We start from the raw sequence: 19,043 nt of genomic DNA on the forward strand, positions 1-19,043 counted from the left end.
GGCCTTCGGGTTCCACTGTGGTGCTGTTTGGATTGATCGGTCTAATTTAGCGGCAAGCTGCGGCCAAAGCTGCTAAAATCGTCGTTTGTTTTGATCCTGCTATTCGCTAAACAGGGCGCAAATCCTTAATGACAAAATTCATCTTTATCACCGGCGGCGTGGTGTCTTCCTTGGGAAAAGGCATTGCCGCTTCATCGCTGGCGGCGATTCTGGAAGATCGCGGCCTGAAAGTCACCATCACCAAACTCGATCCTTACATCAACGTCGATCCCGGCACGATGAGCCCGTTCCAGCACGGCGAAGTGTTCGTTACCGAGGACGGCGCCGAAACCGACCTCGACCTGGGCCATTACGAGCGGTTTTTGAAAACCACGATGGCCAAGAAAAACAACTTCACCACCGGCCAGGTTTACGAGCAGGTTCTACGTAACGAACGTAAAGGTGAATACCTTGGTGCCACGGTGCAGGTCATTCCGCACATCACCGACGAAATCAAACGCCGGGTGTTCGCCAGTGCCGAAGGCATGGACATCGGCATCATTGAGGTCGGCGGCACGGTCGGCGACATTGAGTCGCTGCCGTTTCTGGAAACCATCCGCCAAATGGGCGTCGAATTGGGCCGCGACCGCGCGGTATTCATCCATTTGACGCTGGTGCCCTACATCAAGTCGGCCGGCGAGCTGAAAACCAAGCCGACGCAGCACTCGGTCAAGGAATTACGCACCATCGGGATTCAGCCCGACATTCTGATCTGCCGCTCCGAGCAGCCGATTCCGGCCAGCGAGCGCCGCAAGATCGCTCTGTTCACCAACGTCAGCGAAAAAGCCGTGATTTCGGCGATCGACGCCGACACTATTTATCGCATCCCGCTGTTATTGCGCGAACAAGGCCTGGACGACCTGGTGGTGCATCAGTTGCGTCTCGATGTGCCGCCGGCCGATTTGACCGCTTGGGAAAAAGTCGTCGACGGCCTGACCCATCCGACCGACGAGGTGCAAATCGCCATCGTCGGTAAATACGTCGACCACACCGACGCCTATAAATCGCTGAACGAAGCCTTGCTCCACGCCGGTATCCATACCCGGCATAAGGTCGAAATCAAATACATCGACTCGGAAACCATCGAGCAGGAAGGCACGGCGCAATTGAAAGACGTCGACGCGATTCTGGTGCCGGGCGGTTTTGGCGAGCGTGGCGTCGAAGGCAAAATTTCCACCGTGCGTTTCGCCCGCGAGCACAAAATCCCTTACCTCGGCATCTGCCTGGGCATGCAATCGGCGGTGATCGAGTTCGCCAGAAACGTGGTTGGTTTGGAAGGCGCGCACAGTACCGAATTTTTGCCGAAAAGCCCGCATCCGGTGATTGGTTTGATTACCGAATGGATGGACGAAGCCGGCGAACTGGTGACCCGCGACGAAGATTCCGACATCGGCGGCACCATGCGCCTGGGCGCGCAGAAATGCCGGTTGAAGTCCGATTCGTTGGCCTTCGATGTGTATCAGAAGGATGTGATCACCGAGCGCCATCGCCACCGTTACGAATTCAACAACCAGTATTTGAAGCAACTGGAAGCAGCCGGCATGCGTTTTTCCGGCAAATCGCTGGACGGCCGTTTGGTCGAGATCGTCGAATTGGCCGACCACCCTTGGTTCCTGGCTTGCCAGTTCCATCCCGAATTCACCTCGACGCCGCGCAACGGCCATCCGTTGTTTTCCGGTTTCGTCGAAGCGGCCGCCAAGCACAAACAGCATTCATCCGCATCCAAGTAATCAAGGTCAAGCATGCAACTTTGCAATTTCGAAGCCGGACTCGACAAACCGTTATTTCTGATCGCCGGCACTTGCGTCATCGAAAGCGAACAAATGACGCTGGATACCGCCGGTAAACTCAAGGAAATCACCGACGAGCTCGGCATCCCGTTTATTTACAAATCCTCGTTCGACAAAGCCAATCGCTCGTCGATGAGCAGTTTCCGCGGCCTGGGCCTGGAAACCGGCTTGCAGATTCTGGAAAAGGTCAAGCAACAACTGAATGTGCCGGTATTGACCGACGTGCATGAGGACACGCCGCTGGCCGAAGTTGCCGCCGTCGTCGACGTGATGCAAACTCCGGCTTTCCTGTGCCGGCAAACCAATTTCATCCAAAGTGTCGCCGCCCAAGGCATACCGGTCAATATCAAGAAAGGCCAGTTCATGGCGCCCTGGGACATGGGCAATGTGGTTGCCAAGGCCAAGGCTACCGGTAACGACAAGATCATGGTCTGCGAGCGCGGTGTCTCGTTCGGTTACAACAATCTGGTGTCCGATATGCGTTCGCTGGCAGTGATGCGCGACACTGATTGTCCGGTCGTGTTCGACGCCACCCACTCGGTGCAGTTACCGGGTGGGCAGGGCAGTTGTTCCGGCGGCCAGCGCGAGCATGTGCCGGTATTGGCGCGGGCGGCAGTGGCGGTCGGCGTTGCCGGCCTGTTCATGGAGACCCATCCGAAGCCGGAAGAAGCCCTGAGCGACGGCCCCAACTCCTGGCCGCTGCACCGGATGCAAGAATTGCTGGAAACCTTGATGACCATAGACCGCGCCGTTAAAGCTCAGGCCTTCATCGAAACCACCTTAGGCTGAAATAATTAATAACTAATCCATCCTTACCACGGAGCAAGCAAAGATCATGAGAATCGTTGATGTAAAAGCTAGAGAAGTTCTGGACTCGCGCGGCAACCCCAGCGTCGAAGCCGAAGTGTATTTGGATTCCGGCGTCGTCGGCAGCGCGATGGTGCCGTCAGGCGCCTCCACCGGCGAACGCGAAGCCATCGAATTGCGCGACGGCGACAAAAACCGCTACCTGGGCAAAGGCGTGTTGAAAGCCGTCAATAACGTTAATACGGCATTAAAGGACGCTGTCGTGGGCATGCAAGCCGACGATCAAGCGGCGCTGGATCAAAAAATGATCGATCTGGACGGCACCAATGCGAAAAGCAACCTGGGTGCCAACGCCATCTTGGGCGTATCGATGGCCGCTGCCCGTGCCGCTGCGCAAGAAGCCGGCAAACCGTTGTACCAGTTCATGAACAAATCCGGCGAATTCATCCTGCCGGTGCCGATGATGAACATCATCAACGGCGGTTCGCACGCCGACAACAGTGTCGACCTGCAAGAATTCATGATTCTGCCGGTCGGCGCGCCAACTTTCCGCGAAGCGATCCGTTACGGCGCCGAAGTGTTTCATAACCTGGCCAAAGTGTTGAAAGGCAAAGGCTTGGCCACCACCGTCGGCGACGAAGGCGGTTTCGCACCTAATCTGCGTTCCAACGAAGAAGCCATCGAAGTCATCCTGGAAGCGATCGAAAAAGCCGGTTACAAAGCGGGCCAAGACATCTACCTGGGTATGGACGCGGCCGCTTCCGAGTATTTCGAAAACGACAAATACTTCCTGTCCGCCGAAAACCGCAGCTTCACTTCCACCGAGATGGTCGATTTCCTAGCCGCCTGGGTTGATAAATATCCGATTATTTCGATTGAAGACGGTCTGGACGAAAACGACTGGGACGGTTGGAAATATCAAACCGAAAAACTGGGCAATCGCATTCAATTGGTCGGTGACGACTTGTTTGTGACCAACCCGGCCATTTTGAAAGAAGGCATCGAAAAAGGTATCGCCAACTCGATTTTGATCAAAGTCAACCAAATCGGCACCCTGACCGAGACCCTGGAAGCAATCAACATGGCTGGCGCGGCTGGCTACAGCGCCGTGGTTTCTCATCGCTCCGGCGAAACCGAAGACACCACCATTGCCGACTTGGTCGTCGCCACCGGCACCGGCCAAATCAAAACCGGTTCCTTGAGCCGCTCCGACCGCGTCGCCAAGTACAACCGTCTGATGAAAATCGAAGACGAGTTGGGTGCGAAAGCCCGCTATGCCGGCCGTAGCGCATTTAAAATGCTGAAATAAAAGCGTAGGTTGGGTTTACCAAAGGGCATATAACGCGCTAGCCGTAACCCAACACGTCGGCTTTTAAGTTGGGTTACACCCTTCGCTACCGCTCAGGGTTAACCCAACCTACATTTTCGAGATAACGCCATCAAAACTCTGATCCTTGTCATCATTGTCCTGACGCTGCACTTCCAGTACCGGTTGTGGTTCGGCGATGCCAGTCTGGCGCAGATTCGCGAGTACCGTGCGCGGCTGGAGGAATTGACCAAGGAAGCTCAAGAGAAAAAAGAGCGTAACGATACTTTGTATGCCGAGGTTAAAGACTTGCGCAAGGGTCTGGAAACCATCGAAGAACGCGCCCGCTACGAACTGGGCATGATCAAGGAAAACGAAACTTTCTTTCAAGTGCTGGAATAGCGCATGAACCAAATTCCCCAATGTTGGGCCGTGGTGCCTGCAGCCGGCGTCGGCAAACGCATGCAAGCCGATCGCCCCAAACAATATCTGCCGCTGGCCGGCAAGACCGTCATCGAGCACACCTTGAGTCGCTTGCTGGCATCCGGCGCGTTTCAAAAAGTCGCGGTGGCGATTTCGATTGAAGATCCGTACTGGCCGGAGCTGGAAATCTCCAAACATCCGGACGTGATTACCGCTCCCGGCGGCAAGGAACGCGCCGATTCGGTGTTGTCGGCTTTGAAAGCGTTGCAAGGCTTAGCTGAGGAAGGCGATTGGGTGTTGGTCCACGATGCCGCGAGGCCGTGTTTGACCGCCGCCGATATTCATCTGCAAATCGACAGCCTGAAAGATGACGCCGTAGGTGGCATCCTGGCCTTGAGTTCGCACGACACACTGAAACACGTCGACGGCGATACCATCACTGCGACCATCGACAGAAAGCACGTCTGGCGGGCACTGACGCCGCAGATGTTCAAATACGGCATGCTGCGCGACGCGCTGCAACAGACCGAAGGCAATCCGGCCGTGACCGACGAGGCCAGTGCGCTGGAAATCCTGGGCTTCCAGCCCAAGATCGTCGAAGGCCGCCCGGACAACATCAAAATCACCCGCCCGGAAGACCTGGCGCTGGCGCAATTCTATATGGAGCAACAAGCATGATTCGAGTCGGCATGGGCTACGACGTCCACCGCTTCAACGACGGCGACCACATCATTCTCGGCGGCGTCACCATTCCTTATGAAAAAGGCCTGGAAGCCCATTCCGACGGCGACGTGGTATTGCACGCGCTGGCGGATGCGATCCTGGGCGCGGCGGCGCTGGGCGACATCGGCAAGCATTTTCCGGATACCGACCCCAACTTCAAAGGTGCCGACAGTCGAGTGTTGTTGCGTCACGTCTACAACATCGTCAAGGAAAAAGGCTATCAGCTGGTCAACGCCGACGTCACCATCATCGCCCAGGCGCCGAAAATGCTGCCGCACGTGCCGGCCATGCGCGCCAACATCGCCGCTGACTTGGAAACCGACATCGACTTCATCAACGTCAAAGCCACCACCACCGAGAAACTGGGCTTCGAGGGCCGTAAGGAAGGCATCGCGGTGCAGGCGGTGGTGTTGATTGAGAAATAAGCTTGGCGGAATTTGATGCGGAACCGGATTTGTCTCCCTAATTTGAAATTGGCTTTTGTTGGATTGACGGCAATCTGCCTCTCATATTCAGCGTTGGCAGACGAAAAATTCGCCAAAACGTTATGTGGTGGGGCTTCTGTCGAAGTAAGCGCAGAGAGATTTCCGGATGCCAAGTTAGCCTTATCTAAAATAGTCCTCTCCGCCAGCTCCGGGAAAGAATCAATTCGTTTGGTTTTTGACAACACGGTCGACGGTCCAAAAGCAGCCGAGTACTTTTTTGCCGCTTGTCTAAAAGGAAAAGATCAACGTTCGTACATCGTTTTCCAAAATTATTGCGGCGGTTCCGGATGCCATGATTTGGACAACTTTGGCATTATCGATGCGGCGTCACTGCGCGTATTGTTGGCACCGTCGGATAACAATCATTCTCTTGCTGACCAAATTATCGGTCATCCCGTCCAGCCTCTTTTTGACTATAAGGAACGTTTTTTCTGAGCCGCTTGCCGTTAAATTTGGAATCAAGCGGTTTTGATTTAATTTGCGGGCCATACGCCCACGGCGGCCCATCCGGCATTGGCGAAATCAAAACCACTCCCGACGACTTCATCGTCGAAGAAATCCTTGGCTTCGAACCGGAAGGCTACGGCGAACATGTCTTTCTATTCATCGAAAAAATCGGCGAAAACACCGAATATGTCGCGCGCTTGCTGGCCCGCCATGCCGGCGTCCGTCAGCGCGATATCGGCTATGCCGGCCTGAAAGACCGCCATGGCCGCACCCGGCAATGGTTCAGCGTCTGGCTGCCGGGCAAAGACGATCCCGATTGGTCGGCGGTCGAATCGGAAACGCTAAAAGTCCTGCAAGCGGTTCGCCATCCGCGCAAACTGAAGCGCGGTGTGTTGGTCGGCAACCGTTTCGAAATTCTGCTCCGCAACTGGCAGGGCGACCGCACGCAAACCGATTCCCAACTGCGGCAAATCCAAGCGCATGGCTTCCCCAATTACTTCGGCCCGCAACGCTTCGGCCACCAAGGGCGCAACCTCGAGAAAGCTCTGGCGCTGTTCGGCGGCGCCAAAATTAAACGCGAGCAAGCATCGATTTATCTGTCTGCTGCCCGTTCCTATTTGTTCAATCTGATCCTGGCCGAGCGCGTCCGCCAAGGCTGCTGGAACCGCGCTTTAGCCGGTGATGTGTTCAAGCTGGCGGCAAGCAATAGCGTGTTTGCCGACGAAGCGGCGGATGCCGGCCTGTCAGCGCGGGTGGTGGCCGGCGAGATTCATCCGACCGCCGTTATGTACGGCAAATCCGGCCTGTTTGCCGTGGCCGATGCCGGCGAAATAGAACAATCGGTTTTAAACAATAATCCGCTATTGGTCGAGGGCTTGCGAGATCATGCGGATGCCGCCGACCGTCGGGCATTGCGGGCGATACCGGGCGAACTGCGCTGGAACTGGGAAAGCCAGGGCCTGCGGTTAGTTTTTTCGCTGCCGGCCGGCAGTTATGCTACGGCGTTAGTGAGGGAGTTGATCGGCTGCGACAACGCTGGAGATCTGTAAATTTCAAAGTAAATTGGACTTGGGTACAAGTGTTGGTAGGAATGTGATCTTAATCAATTTATAATCTGGAGCCGAAGCCGGACCGGTTCCACTATAAAAATAATCACTACCGACCCAATAACCCGATGCCCGATAGCCTGCAGAGTGTAGGACCTGCCAATCCCAAGTTTGACGATCCGCTATTGCTGGCACTGCTCTCGGTCTGCAAAATTCTGCATATTCCGCAAACCGAGACTGCGCTGGTGGCGGGTTTGCCGTTGCAGAATCATAAACTCACTCCGGAATTGTTCCAACGTGCCGCCGAGCGCGCCGGCTTGCGCAGCAGCCTGCTGCGTAGACCTTTGGCGCGGATTTCCAATCTGGTATTGCCGGTCGTACTGTTGCTGAAGGACGGCAACACCTGCGTTCTGGTTGGCAGGGAAGGCGATCGCTGTAGCGTCGTCGTGCCGGAAACCGAAAGCGGCGAAAAAATCGTCGATGCCGGCGAACTGGAGGCCTTGTACAGCGGTATGGCGTTCTTCGTGCAACTTAACCACCGCTTCGATGCCAGAAGCGAGGAATCCGCGCTGCCAAAGGCCACGCATTGGTTTTGGGATGTTATCGCCAAGTCCTGGCCGATTTACGCTGAAGTGGTGGCTGCGTCGTTATTGGTGAATCTGTTCGCGTTAGCGACGCCGCTGTTTTTTATGAACGTTTACGATCGGGTGGTACCGAATCGCGCCTTGGAGACTCTGTGGGTGCTGGCGATCGGTATTTTGATTGTATTCGGCTTCGAATTGGCGATGAAATTGCTCCGCAGCTACTTTATAGATTCGGCCGGCAAGCGGGCCGATATCATCCTGTCCGCGACTATTTTCGAGAAACTGATGGGGTTACGGATGGAGGCCAAGCCGGCCTCGGTCGGCGGTTTTGCCAATAATCTGAGCGAATTCGAGTCGTTTCGCGAATTTTTAACCTCGGCGACCCTCGCAACCCTGATCGATCTGCCGTTTCTGGTACTGTTTTTGTTGATTATCTCCAGCATCGGCGGCCATCTGGCTTGGATTCCGTTCGGCATATTGCCGCTGGCGGTGTTGATCGGCGTCAGCTTGCAAGCACCGTTGAAGGCTACGATTCAAGCCCTGTTTAAAGCCGGCGCCGAGAAAAACGCCACGCTGGTCGAAGCGCTTACCAATCTGGAGACGATCAAAGCCGCCGGCGCCGAAGGTCAGTTGCAGGCGCGTTGGGAAAAAGGCATCGGCGAGATCGCACGCTTGGGTTTGAAGTCGCGGTTCTACTCCGGATTGGCGGTCAACTTAACCGCATTCTTTCAGCAATTGGCCTCGGTGATGATGGTTGTGGCCGGCGTTTACCTGATTGCCGACGGCGATTTGACCACCGGCGGGCTGGTGGCTTGCACGATGTTGACCTCGCGCGCTTTGGCGCCGGTCGGCCAGGTCGCGGCACTATTGACCCGCTATCATCAGGCGCGTGCGGCGCTGGATTCCTTGACCCGGATGATGGCCTTGCCGGTCGAACGTGAAGCCGGGCGCGACTATTTGCATCGGCCGCGCTTTGCCGGCGATATCGAATTCAAAAACGTGGTGTTCAATTATCCGCAGCAGCCGGTCAACGCACTGGAAGGCGTCTCGTTCAAAATTAAAGCCGGCGAACGGGTCGGCGTCATCGGCCGCATCGGCTCCGGCAAGAGTACGCTGGAGCGCCTGATCCTAGGCCTTTACCAGGTCCGGCAGGGGGCGGTATTGATCGACGGCACCGATATTCGCCAACTCGATCCGGCCGACTTGCGCCGCCAGATCGGTTATGTGCCGCAGGATATTTCGTTACTCTACGGCAGCGTCAAAGACAATATCACGCTCGGTTCCGGTTTCGCCGACGACCAACAAGTGTTGCGAGCGGCGCGGATTGCCGGCGTCGACGCGTTCGTGAACAAACATCCGGCCGGTTTCGATTTGCAGGTCGGCGAAGGCGGCGCCAATTTATCCGGCGGCCAGCGCCAGAGCATCGCATTGGCCAGAGCGCTGGTGTTGTCTCCGCCGATTTTCGTATTGGACGAACCGACCAATGCGATGGACAACAGTAGCGAGGAAGGTTTCAAACAGCGTTTTGCCGCCGAGCTCCAAGGCCAGACGCTGATTTTGGTCACCCATCGCATGTCGCTGTTGAGCTTGGTCGACCGGCTGATCGTAATGGATGGCGGCCATATCGTGGCTGACGGTCCGAAAGATCATGTGCTGGAAGCCTTGCGCCAGGGCCAGATCAAGGTTGCGGCATGACGCTGTTGCAGAAGATCGCCGCATGGCGGGCTGCCAAGCGTTACCGCGCCGAAGATCAGAATTTTCTGAACGACGTCAACGCGGCCAATCTGTACGAAGTGCCGCTGCAAGGTCACCTGATTCTGTGGCTGACGCTGGCTTTTGTGACCATCGCCTTAATCTGGGCCGGGTTTGCTCCTATCGACGAAGTGACCCGCGGCCAGGGAAAAACCATTCCTTCCAGCCAGGTTCAGGTGGTGCAGAATCTGGAGGGCGGCATCGTTTCCGACATTCTGGTGCAGGAAGGACAACTGGTGGAAAAAGACCAGGTGCTGCTGCAATTGGACGAAGTCAGATTCGCCTCGTCGTTCAAGGAAACCAAACTGAAATATTACGAGCTGCTGGCCGCCACCGCGCGGCTGAATGCCGAAATCAACGGCACGCCGCTGCAGATTCCGGCCGACGTGGCAAAGCATGCGCCGCAGATTGTCGAGAACGCCAAGCAATTGCTGCTGTCGCGGCAGAACGAACTCAAATCCAACAGCGATATCCTTGCCGAACAAGTCCGGCAAAAAGAACAGGAAATTGTCGAGCTGCAATCGAAGAGCGAGCAATTGGCTCGCAGCTACCACTTATTGCAGGACGAGGTAAAAATGTCGGAGCCGTTAGTGGCCGACGGCGCCATGTCGCAAGTGGAATTGCTCAGGCTGCAGCGCGCCGCCAACGATTTGAAGGGCGATTTGAATTCGGCCAATCTGGCGATACCGCGCTTGCGTTCGTCGTTGGACGAAGCGCGCAATAAACTGGCGGAAATCAAAATCCGCTACCGCACCGAAGCCTTGAAGGAGTTGAACGAAGTCAAGGCCGAACTGGATCGCACGTCGGAATCGGCAGTGGCGCTGGAAGACCGCGTCAGCCGCACCCGGGTGTTGTCGCCGGTGAAGGGCACCGTCAAGCGCATCAAAGTGGCGACGGTCGGTGGCGTGATCCAGCCCGGCATGGATTTGCTGGAAATCGTGCCGGTGGAAGACCAACTCCTGATCGAAGCCAAAATCCGCCCGGCCGATATTGCTTTTCTTCACCCCGGACAACCAGCTGTGGTAAAACTAAGCGCGTACGATTTTTCGATATACGGCGGTCTGGATGCGACGTTGGAGCATATCAGCGCCGACAGTATTCCGGGTGAGCGCAAGGACGAGGAAAACTATTACTTGATCCGCTTGCGTACGGCAAGGAATTATCTGGAAAAAAACGGCCAACGTCTTGATATCATTGCCGGGATGACGGCGGAAGTCGATATTTTGACCGGCAAGAAAACCGTACTGGACTACCTGTTGAAACCGATATTGAAAGCCAGAGATCGGGCCTTCAGAGAACGATAACTTTAGACGATATTCATACTACTCACTGTGGCTAACATACTGATTTATTCCAATAACCCTCAGTTGACCGCGCAATGGACGCATGCGTTACTGGCTGAGTACAGTGTCAGTATGCTCCACAGCATTCGCAGCGATTTTCAAGCCGACGCCGTCATCTTCGATGCCAAAAAGCTGGACGAGGACGCCAGCCTGCTGACGGTTTTTGCCAATAAACGGACCCGCTTCTTGGTGATCGGCGCCGATTGGCCGGAAGAGAAGCAAATCAACATTTTGATCAACGGTGCCGCCGGTTATTGCGAGCAGGCGGAGGCGCCTGCTCTGTTGGCGCGGGCGGTTGCCAGCATCCTGGCTGGCGACATCTGGATCCGCCGGGCGCTGGTACCGAAAGTGATCGGCGCTCTGACCGGGGCGCGGCGAATGCAGTCGGCACCCGCCAGTACGGTGGATTGCGATCGAAAACTGCAGATGCTGGCCGCGTTGTCGGCCCGCGAGTTGGAAGTGGCAAATATGATACGCCAGGGCGAAAGCAATAAACGCATCGCGTTGGCGTTGAATATATCGGAACGGACGGTGAAAGCCCATTTATCTTCGATTTTTAGGAAACTGGAAGTCGACGATAGATTGCGCTTGGCCATATTGTTGAAAGAGATCGATCAATATCAGAGAGGAACGTCATGAAATTTGCTTTGGGAATTGGCATCGGCGTAGCCATGCAGATGGGCTGTGTAACTGCGAGTCACGCATTGAGCTTGCAGCAATCGATACAAAAAGTTCTGGACGATAACCCGAAAATCCAGGCTGCCAAGTCGGAACGGCGTGCGGTCGAAGAGGAAATCGACCAGGCCAGGGCTGGCTACTTTCCCACCGTCGATGTGACAGCCGGCATCGGCTGGGAGGAGTCCAACAATCCGACCACCCGCGGCCGCGGCGACGGCTCCGTGTTTTACCATCGCGAAGAAGGCGCGATTCAAGTCAGGCAAATGCTGTTCGACGGCTTGGCGACGCCGAACGAAGTCGAACGCCAGGAAAAGCGCACCGATTCGCGTGCTTATACCGTATTCGGCCAATCCGAAATCACCGCTCTGGAAGGCGTCGAAGCTTATTTGAAAGTATTGCGCCGCCAGGAACTACTGAATCTGGCCAAGGACAACCTGCAATTGCATTTGCGCACCAACGAGCAGATCAAATTGCGGAGCGAGCGCGGCGTCGGTAAACGCGCCGACGTCGACCAATCCATGGGCCGGGTGGCATTGGCCGAAAAGAATGTCTGGTCCGAAACCGGTAATCTGAGAGACGCCGAAACCGGCTTTCAACGGGTGATCGGCATCCTGCCGGATGCGGTCGAGCCGGTGGCCGCGCCGACCGCGGCGTTGCCGGCGACGATGGATCAAGCCATCGACGAAGCCCTGGCCGAACATCCGATTCTGAAATCGGCCAACTCCGATATCGAATCGGCGTTTGCCCAACACAATACCGCGATGGCGCCGTATTTCCCGCGCTTCGATATCGAGACCGGCGTCAGCCATAACTACAATCTGGACGGCATCCGCGGTACCAACTCCGACATGACGGCAATGCTGCGCATGCGCTACAACATCTTCAACGGCGGCAAGGACATCGCCCGCCGCGAACAAACCGCGCAATTAATCAATCAGGCCAAGGACATCCGCGATAACACCCATCGGCAAGTGGTGGAGAGCATGCGCTTGTCGTGGGTGGCGTACGAGACCGTGAAAAGCCAGATGGATTTTTTCAAACAGCATGCCGAGTCTGCTGAAAAAACCATTACCGCCTACCAGCAGCAATTCAACATAGGCCAGCGCACCTTGTTGGACTTGCTCGATACCTTCAACGAAATGTATATCGCCAAAAGTTCGCTAATCAACGCCAAGTACGACGAGTTGTTCTCGCAATACCGGATTCTGGCGAGCAAAGGCCAGTTGAACAAGTATCTGGGTACCCAATTGCCGGCTGAGGTGCAGCCGGTGAGTTTGGCGGATTAGGGGCGTTATCTGGCCGTTTGGGAATTGCCTGCCATCCGGCCTTCGGGTGGCAGGCTTTCTGATCGCAAAGTGGCCGCCTAGTCCGGGCATTTGAAGTTCCTGCCAATTAGAGTTTAATCGGGGATATGTTAGGAAAGTAGTGCTATACGGAAATGAAAGTTATTTTTGGATCAATGATATACATGTTCGAGGAGCGGTTGCTCATAGATATGCGGTTAACTGCTTACTAGCTTGTTAGGGCTATCAAAAAATGAATAAGATATTCCGAGACTTCATTGAATCATTAGAACCTTCGTACCAAAGGCTAATGAAAATGGAACCCGTCACAGTAGCCACGTTACCAAAAGATATGCCAACTTCAGGTATTTACCTTTTTTCAGAAGGTGACGAGCATCTATATGTAGGTAGAACTAACACCATTCGCAAAAGGTTACAAAATCATTGCCGCCCAAGCTCTGGGCACAACTCAGCAACGTTTGCATTTAGACTTGCACGGCAAATAACAGGCAAGATAACTGCAACATACACTGAAAAAGGCTCTCGTGAGTACCTGCAAAGTCACCCTGAGTTTGGGCCAGTATTTATTGAGCAAAGGGCAAGGGTTCGTAATATGAGTGTTCGTTATGTATCTGAGCCAGACCCAATGCGTCAGGCGCTATTAGAAATGTACGTCTCAGTTAGCTTGGGTACACCGCACAATGACTTTGACAATCACTAAAGCCCTAACACGGCGCTCCACCCGACCAAAAACCTCTGTGCGGTTTTGGTCGGCTGAGATGGGCGTTAGGGCAAGAAGGAGCGAGTGATGTCCTTGCTGAGAGAGATTCAAGAAGCAGCAATCGACTCCAATGTCGAGTTGGCTGTGTTACTAAGGAAATGCAAAGTTTTGGCCGCCCGTCTTGGTAATCCCGAGTTTAAGGCGTGGGTTGAGCGGGAACTTAGTGGATACGATGACTTAAACAGCTTGCCCGATTACAGGGTCGTTCACGTCAATTCGAAAGGGCATTTCTCCGGGCCATTCCAGTCTGGGTTGCGAAATGCGGATATTCCGATGTCATGCATCCCAAAAGAGCTGCGCGAGAAATTGTCATATTCCTGCCTAAGTCAGCCGGTAGCGTCAATGGAATCGCTGGTGAAAAGCGCGAAAACCGGTACTCTTCAAGAACCTTGGAATCCAGACATAGTTGCATATGTGGGTCAAGAGATTTACGAGAATATGAACTGCATGCAGGCCTGGAAGGTCATTCCGGCACCTGCGATTGTGGCGGCACTTGATGCAATTCGAAACCGAATTCTGAACTTTGTACTAGAAATTGAGGCTGAATCGCCTGATGCTGGTGAGGCTCCTGTGAATTCGAGTCCCGTGCCCCAAGAACGAGTGCATCAGATCTTCAATACATACATAACTGGCAACGTCCAGAACGTCGCAACAGGAAGTACGAACGTCAGGCAAAAGGCCGTCAGCTCAGGGGCAAGCGACGAGTTATTTCGGGAGCTATTGGACACCCTTGCGAATGCTGGCGCTGACGAATACGTAATTGAGAAGTTGACGTACGCTGTTGAAGAAATGCGCGCGAGCCAAGGGACGGGGCACTTTAAGCAGCACTATCAGTCGTTCATGTCAGTGCTGGCAGATCATATACAGGTTTTTGGTCCGGTAGTGGCCCCTTATCTTCCGGCCCTTGCGGCTTTGGTGCCCTAACAACAGCCGAGTAGGGTAGATACGGCATTTTGTGCCCACGCGGTAAATAGGTCTTCGTGTCTTGTGTCGCTAACGCGACGGTCGCTTTGAATGTCGGTTCGCGGACCGACAACCGCCATCGGCGCACGAAGTGCGAGCGTCCGGATGACGTGAGTCAGCAAGCCAGCCCATGCCGCGTTGGTCCTGCGCTCCTGCGGATTTGGCGAGGGTTTTCGGAAGGGCTGTCCTAGCCCTCCGAAAACGAGCGGCATCCCTGCTGCTCCCCTACGGGCAATTTCTCGCCAAATCCTCCGGTGCTCGGCGCGTCATCAGGGGAGGAAAACCGTCCCGACTTCCCGGTGTTCCTGGTTCCCTCGGTCCACCGCTAGCCGTCTACAAATCTTTGTTTGTAACCGTCATTCCGGCAGGGATTGCCGGAATCCAGGCTGCAAGGATAGCTTGAAGCTACCATCCATGGCACTGGATGCCCGCGTCCTGCGGGCATGACGGCACTTGTGTATAACGATGAGCGGTCCTCCGTGGGAGAATCCATACAGCGTTGGAATTGGTTGCCCAGCAAAAGCGATGTAGGCTGGAATAAGCCTAGCGTTTCCGGCAGGTTCTGAAGTCGTTGGAGGTTGGAGGATAGGGGCGTAAGCCGAGACCTATCCTTTGATCGGAAAAAACGGTTGCCTTGGCTCAGGGCTTTTGGGCGATGCGTTTGACGGCTTCGGCGACGATGTCGAGCAATTCGTTGCCGCCGTGCTGGATGTATTCGACGATTTGCTTGCGCATTCTGGGCTCCCAGAAATTGCGGATGTGCTGTTCGACGCCGGCTACGGCCACATCGTGCTCCGGTTCGGATTTAAAAAAGGCGCCAATGTTGTTAGCCATTTTGATCAAATTGCTGTGATTGTCCATGATGCTATGCGACGGATGTTTGTAAATGTTGTAGGCGAAAAGGATGAGTATAAATCGTGTGGTTATCGTTGCGGGTAAAGCCGACCAGGGTTAATCCGCACTCGTCCGCCAAACGGATCGCGAGAGCGGTCGGCGCCGAAATGGCGGCCAGCAAGGTGATGCCGACGCTGGCGGCTTTTTGTACCATTTCGTAACTGGCGCGGCTGGTGACCAACAGCCAGCCGGCGGAAAAATCGCAGCCGCTTTTGGCGAGGGCACCGATCAGCTTGTCCAGCGCATTGTGGCGGCCGACGTCTTCGCGCACCGCGGTTATGCCTTTTTCGGAATCTAGCCAGGCGGCGGCGTGTACGGCCCCGGTCAATAAATTCAACGCTTGTTGCTGACGCATCGTTTCAAAAGCGTCGCGCAGTAGCGGTGCGTCCAGAACCAAGCCTTTGCCAACCGTGCGTGGCGGACGGATGGCTTGTTCCAACGTCGTAGCCCCGCACAAGCCGCAGCCGGTGCGGCCGGTCAGGTTTTTGCCTTTGCCGTGCAGTTTGTCGAAACGTTCCTCGGGAATTTGCATGCGGACTTCGATGCCCTTGGAGCGCTGTACGACCTTGATTGACTGGATCTCGGACGGATGACGGACGATGTCTTCGGTCAAGCTGAAGCCAAGGCCGAAATCCTCGAGATTGAGCGGTGTGGTCAGCATGACCACGTGAGGTATCGTGTTGTAGACCAGGACTACCGGCACCTCTTCGGCGACGTAGTCCTGTTTGCGGCTATGCTCCGGGCCGCGCCAGCTATCGAACGTTCCGGTCCGATAGCTGGTCCAGCCTAGTTCCGCGGGTACTGGATCCATGCTAGGTTTTGCTTGGATTTAGCCGGCGGTGACGATACGGTTATCCAGCAAGGACTGCTGGTCGTCGGAGAAGGCCTGGTATTCCTTCTGCCATTCGGACGGTTGCGCCACTTTCGCGACGTGTACCGCCGTAACCTTGTATTCCGGGCAATTGGTGGCCCAGTCCGAGTTGTCGGTGGTGATCACGTTCGCGCCGGAATGCGGGAAGTGGAAAGTGGTGTAGACCACGCCCGGCTGCATCCGGTCAGTAACCAGTGCCCGTAGCACGGTCTCGCCCGACCGGCTTTTTACGCCGCACCAGTCGCCGTCCGCGATACCCAGAACTTCAGCATCGTGCGGATGGATTTCCAGACGATCCTCCTGATGCCATGCCACGTTTTCAGTACGACGGGTTTGGGCGCCGACGTTGTATTGCGACAAAATGCGACCGGTAGTCAGAATCAGCGGATATTTGCTGTTGGTGCGTTCACTGGTCGCTACATACTCGGTCAACAGGAAACGGCCCTTGCCGCGTACGAACTGATCGGCGTGCATGATTGGCGTGCCGTCCGGGTGTTCCTCGTTGCAAGGCCATTGGATGCTGCCCATTTCGTCGATTTTCGCGTAGCTGACACCGGCAAATTGCGGGGTCAGCCGAGCGATCTCGTCCATGATTTCCGACGGATGTGCATAATTCATCGGATAGCCTAGCGCGTTGGACAGATCTTGGGTCACTTCCCAATCTTCTTTACCGGCTAGGGGCTTCATGACTTTACGCACCGGTGAGATCCGCCGTTCGGCATTGGTGAAGGTACCGTTTTTCTCCAGGAAGGAAGAGCCAGGCAGGAACACGTGAGCGAACTTGGCGGTTTCGTTCAGGAAGATATCTTGCACGATCAGGCATTCCAGTTCACGTAGGGCGTGGTGAACATGGTTAATGTCCGGGTCGGATTGGGCGATGTCCTCGCCTTGTACGTACAGGCCTTTGAAGCTACCTTCGATCGCGGCGGCGAACATGTTCGGAATCCGCAGGCCGGGTTCGGAAGCCAGGTTGACGCCCCATTCCGCTTCGAACTGGGCGCGGGTGGCGCCATCGGAAACGTGACGGTAGCCGACGAATTCGTGCGGGAAGGAGCCCATGTCGCAAGAACCTTGCACGTTGTTTTGGCCGCGTAGTGGGTTGACGCCGACGCCTTCGCGACCGATGTTGCCGGTGGCCATCGCCAGGTTGGCAATGCCGATCACGGTGGTCGAGCCTTGGCTGTGTTCGGTCACGCCCAAGCCGTAGTAGATCGCGCCGTTGCCGCCGGTGGCATATAAACGCGCCGCGCCGCGCAACAACTCAGCGGGTACGCCGGTCAATTCGGCCATGGCTTCCGGAGAATTTTCCGGTTTGGCGACGAAGGTGCGCCATTTGCCGAAGGATTCGACGTCGCAACGTTCGTTGACGAACGCTTCGTCGACCAAGCCTTCAGTGACGATGACATGAGCCAGCGCGGTGACCACGGCGACGTTGGTGCCGGGACGCAGTTTCAGGTGGTAATCGGCTCTGATGTGCGGGCTATTGCGCACCAAGTCGATTTCGCGCGGGTCGACCACGATCAATTTGGCGCCTTGGCGCAGGCGGCGTTTCATCAACGAACCGAATACCGGATGGCCGTCGGTCGGGTTGGCGCCGATGACCAGGATTACGTCGGATTGCAACACCGAGTCAAAGGTTTGGGTGCCGGACGATTCGCCGAAGGTGGTTTTCAAGCCGTAACCGGTCGGCGAGTGGCAAACGCGGGCGCAGGTGTCGACGTTGTTGTTGCCGAAACCGGCGCGGATCAGTTTTTGTACCAGATAGGTCTCTTCGTTGGTGCAGCGGGAAGAGGTAATGCCACCGACCGCGTCTTTGCCGTATTTGGCTTGAATCCCTTTCAACCGGCTGGCTGCAGTTTCGATCGCTTCTTCCCAGCTCACTTCGCGCCATGGGTCGGTGATTTTATCGCGCACCATTGGTTTGGTGATGCGGTCTTTATGGGTGGCGTAACCGAAGGCGAAGCGGCCTTTCACGCAGGAGTGACCGTGGTTGGCTTGGCCGTTTTTGTCCGGAACCATGCGCACCAGTTGTTCGCCTTTCATCTCGGCTTTGAACGAGCAGCCGACGCCGCAATAGGCGCAGGTGGTAATCGCGCTATGTTCGGGCTGGCCGTGGTCGATCACGGCTTTTTCCATCAGCGTTGCCGTCGGGCAAGCTTGGACGCAGGCGCCGCAAGACACGCACTCCGACTCCATAAACGGCTGGTTTTGGCCCGGAGAGACTTTCGACTCGAAGCCGCGGCCATCGATCGTCAACGCAAAAGTACCTTGCACTTCTTCGCAGGCTCTGACGCAACGCGAACAGACGATGCATTTCGAAGGGTCGAACGAGAAATAGGGGTTGCTTTCGTCTTTTTCGGCTTGTAGATGGTTTTCGCCTTCGAAACCGTAACGCACTTCGCGCAGACCGACCGCGCCGACCGTATCTTGCAGTTCGCAATTGCCGTTGGCGGAGCAGGTCAAGCAATCCAGCGGATGGTCGGAGATATACAGTTCGGCGATGCCTTTGCGCAGCTTCGCCAACTTTTCATTTTGTGTGGTCACCTTCATGCCGGCGGCGACCGGTGTGGTGCAGGAGGCGGGGTAGCCGCGCGCGCCTTCGATTTGTACCAGACACATTCGGCAAGAGCCGAACGGGTCCAAACGGTCGGTGGCGCACAATTTCGGAATGCTGATGCCGGCCTCGGCGGCCGCACGCATTACCGAAGTGCCGGCATTGACGGTCACTTTGTGGCCGTCGATTTCCAGGGAGACTTGTTCAGCCGACGCGCTGGCCGGCGTGCCGTAGTCGATTTCGTTGTTTAATGACATAGCTACCTCCGGGAGGA

17 protein-coding genes are annotated in these 19,043 nt (G+C 55.7%); 14 read left to right on the top strand and 3 right to left on the bottom strand.

Features of this window, described 5'->3' with window-relative positions; genetic code table 11:
* Nucleotides 1-128: 128 nt before the first annotated feature.
* The 14 genes from C2U68_RS13650 to C2U68_RS13715 all read left to right on the top strand — a co-directional run bounded on the left by C2U68_RS13650 (nt 129) and on the right by C2U68_RS13715 (nt 14,411).
* Nucleotides 129-1,769 carry a CTP synthase gene (locus tag C2U68_RS13650; protein ID WP_140913024.1) on the top strand — a complete coding sequence of 547 codons (1,641 nt, stop codon included), beginning with the start codon at nt 129-131 and terminating at the stop codon, nt 1,767-1,769.
* Nucleotides 1,770-1,781: 12 nt separating this feature from the next.
* Complete coding sequence (gene kdsA / locus C2U68_RS13655) at nt 1,782-2,618, top strand: 3-deoxy-8-phosphooctulonate synthase (RefSeq protein WP_140913025.1); 837 nt, start codon at nt 1,782-1,784, stop codon at nt 2,616-2,618.
* Between the two features lie 43 nt (nt 2,619-2,661).
* On the top strand, nt 2,662-3,945 hold the full coding sequence (eno, locus tag C2U68_RS13660) for a phosphopyruvate hydratase (protein ID WP_140913026.1): 1,284 nt from the start codon (nt 2,662-2,664) through the stop codon (nt 3,943-3,945).
* Nucleotides 3,946-4,110: 165 nt separating this feature from the next.
* Entirely contained in the window at nt 4,111-4,344 is a 234-nt protein-coding gene (locus tag C2U68_RS13665; protein WP_409563858.1) for a septum formation initiator family protein, read from the top strand.
* A 3-nt stretch (nt 4,345-4,347) separates the two neighbouring features.
* Nucleotides 4,348-5,043 carry a 2-C-methyl-D-erythritol 4-phosphate cytidylyltransferase gene (gene ispD / locus C2U68_RS13670; protein ID WP_140913028.1) on the top strand — a complete coding sequence of 232 codons (696 nt, stop codon included), beginning with the start codon at nt 4,348-4,350 and terminating at the stop codon, nt 5,041-5,043.
* Nucleotides 5,040-5,513, top strand: coding sequence for a 2-C-methyl-D-erythritol 2,4-cyclodiphosphate synthase (ispF, locus tag C2U68_RS13675; protein ID WP_140913029.1), 474 nt, complete (start codon nt 5,040-5,042; stop codon nt 5,511-5,513). The genes ispD and ispF overlap by 4 nt, the downstream gene beginning before the upstream one ends.
* 15 nt (nt 5,514-5,528) lie before the next feature.
* Nucleotides 5,529-6,008, top strand: a complete 480-nt coding sequence (locus C2U68_RS13680) for a hypothetical protein (protein WP_186289608.1) — start codon at nt 5,529-5,531, stop codon at nt 6,006-6,008.
* A gap of 17 nt (nt 6,009-6,025) precedes the next feature.
* Nucleotides 6,026-7,069: a tRNA pseudouridine(13) synthase TruD gene (gene truD, locus C2U68_RS13685; protein WP_222101910.1), complete on the top strand. Its 1,044-nt coding sequence runs from the start codon at nt 6,026-6,028 to the stop codon at nt 7,067-7,069.
* A gap of 125 nt (nt 7,070-7,194) precedes the next feature.
* Entirely contained in the window at nt 7,195-9,345 is a 2,151-nt protein-coding gene (locus C2U68_RS13690) for a type I secretion system permease/ATPase (RefSeq protein WP_140913031.1), read from the top strand.
* Nucleotides 9,342-10,706, top strand: coding sequence for an HlyD family type I secretion periplasmic adaptor subunit (locus tag C2U68_RS13695; RefSeq protein WP_140913032.1), 1,365 nt, complete (start codon nt 9,342-9,344; stop codon nt 10,704-10,706). Before C2U68_RS13690 ends, C2U68_RS13695 begins: the two co-directional genes overlap by 4 nt.
* Nucleotides 10,707-10,733: 27 nt before the next feature.
* Complete coding sequence (locus C2U68_RS13700) at nt 10,734-11,384, top strand: response regulator transcription factor (RefSeq protein WP_140913033.1); 651 nt, start codon at nt 10,734-10,736, stop codon at nt 11,382-11,384.
* Complete coding sequence (locus C2U68_RS13705) at nt 11,381-12,709, top strand: TolC family outer membrane protein (RefSeq protein WP_260839358.1); 1,329 nt, start codon at nt 11,381-11,383, stop codon at nt 12,707-12,709. Before C2U68_RS13700 ends, C2U68_RS13705 begins: the two co-directional genes overlap by 4 nt.
* Nucleotides 12,710-13,016: 307 nt before the next feature.
* Nucleotides 13,017-13,427 (top strand): GIY-YIG nuclease family protein, encoded by a 411-nt coding sequence (locus tag C2U68_RS13710; RefSeq protein WP_186289609.1) that lies wholly within the window; start codon nt 13,017-13,019, stop codon nt 13,425-13,427.
* Between the two features lie 87 nt (nt 13,428-13,514).
* Entirely contained in the window at nt 13,515-14,411 is an 897-nt protein-coding gene (locus C2U68_RS13715) for a hypothetical protein (protein ID WP_140913035.1), read from the top strand.
* A 678-nt stretch (nt 14,412-15,089) separates the two neighbouring features.
* Here the strand turns inward: C2U68_RS13715 and C2U68_RS13720 are convergent.
* The 3 genes from C2U68_RS13720 to fdhF are packed head-to-tail and all read right to left on the bottom strand — an operon-like array spanning nt 15,090 to nt 19,026.
* On the bottom strand, nt 15,090-15,311 hold the full coding sequence (locus tag C2U68_RS13720) for a formate dehydrogenase subunit delta (RefSeq protein WP_140913036.1): 222 nt from the start codon (nt 15,309-15,311) through the stop codon (nt 15,090-15,092).
* Between the two features lie 4 nt (nt 15,312-15,315).
* On the bottom strand, nt 15,316-16,155 hold the full coding sequence (gene fdhD / locus C2U68_RS13725) for a formate dehydrogenase accessory sulfurtransferase FdhD (protein ID WP_140913037.1): 840 nt from the start codon (nt 16,153-16,155) through the stop codon (nt 15,316-15,318).
* 18 nt (nt 16,156-16,173) lie between these two features.
* A complete protein-coding gene (fdhF, locus tag C2U68_RS13730; protein ID WP_140913038.1) occupies nt 16,174-19,026 on the bottom strand; it encodes a formate dehydrogenase subunit alpha in 2,853 nt (950 codons plus the stop codon).
* Nucleotides 19,027-19,043 lie beyond the last annotated feature (17 nt).

The organism is Methylomonas koyamae (assembly GCF_006483455.1).
Lineage (GTDB): Bacteria > Pseudomonadota > Gammaproteobacteria > Methylococcales > Methylomonadaceae > Methylomonas > Methylomonas koyamae_B.

Bases quoted from the DNA above. Each gene is read 5' to 3' on its own strand.
- C2U68_RS13650 (WP_140913024.1), top strand. From the start codon at position 129: ATGACAAAATTCATCTTTATCACCGGCGGCGTGGTGTCTTCCTTGGGA.
- kdsA (WP_140913025.1), top strand. From the start codon at position 1,782: ATGCAACTTTGCAATTTCGAAGCCGGACTCGACAAACCGTTATTTCTG.
- ispD (WP_140913028.1), top strand. From the start codon at position 4,348: ATGAACCAAATTCCCCAATGTTGGGCCGTGGTGCCTGCAGCCGGCGTC.
- ispF (WP_140913029.1), top strand. From the start codon at position 5,040: ATGATTCGAGTCGGCATGGGCTACGACGTCCACCGCTTCAACGACGGC.
- C2U68_RS13680 (WP_186289608.1), top strand. From the start codon at position 5,529: ATGCGGAACCGGATTTGTCTCCCTAATTTGAAATTGGCTTTTGTTGGA.
- C2U68_RS13690 (WP_140913031.1), top strand. From the start codon at position 7,195: ATGCCCGATAGCCTGCAGAGTGTAGGACCTGCCAATCCCAAGTTTGAC.
- C2U68_RS13695 (WP_140913032.1), top strand. From the start codon at position 9,342: ATGACGCTGTTGCAGAAGATCGCCGCATGGCGGGCTGCCAAGCGTTAC.
- C2U68_RS13705 (WP_260839358.1), top strand. From the start codon at position 11,381: ATGAAATTTGCTTTGGGAATTGGCATCGGCGTAGCCATGCAGATGGGC.
- C2U68_RS13710 (WP_186289609.1), top strand. From the start codon at position 13,017: ATGAAAATGGAACCCGTCACAGTAGCCACGTTACCAAAAGATATGCCA.
- C2U68_RS13715 (WP_140913035.1), top strand. From the start codon at position 13,515: ATGTCCTTGCTGAGAGAGATTCAAGAAGCAGCAATCGACTCCAATGTC.
- C2U68_RS13720 (WP_140913036.1), bottom strand. From the start codon at position 15,311: ATGGACAATCACAGCAATTTGATCAAAATGGCTAACAACATTGGCGCC.
- fdhD (WP_140913037.1), bottom strand. From the start codon at position 16,155: ATGGATCCAGTACCCGCGGAACTAGGCTGGACCAGCTATCGGACCGGA.
- fdhF (WP_140913038.1), bottom strand. From the start codon at position 19,026: ATGTCATTAAACAACGAAATCGACTACGGCACGCCGGCCAGCGCGTCG.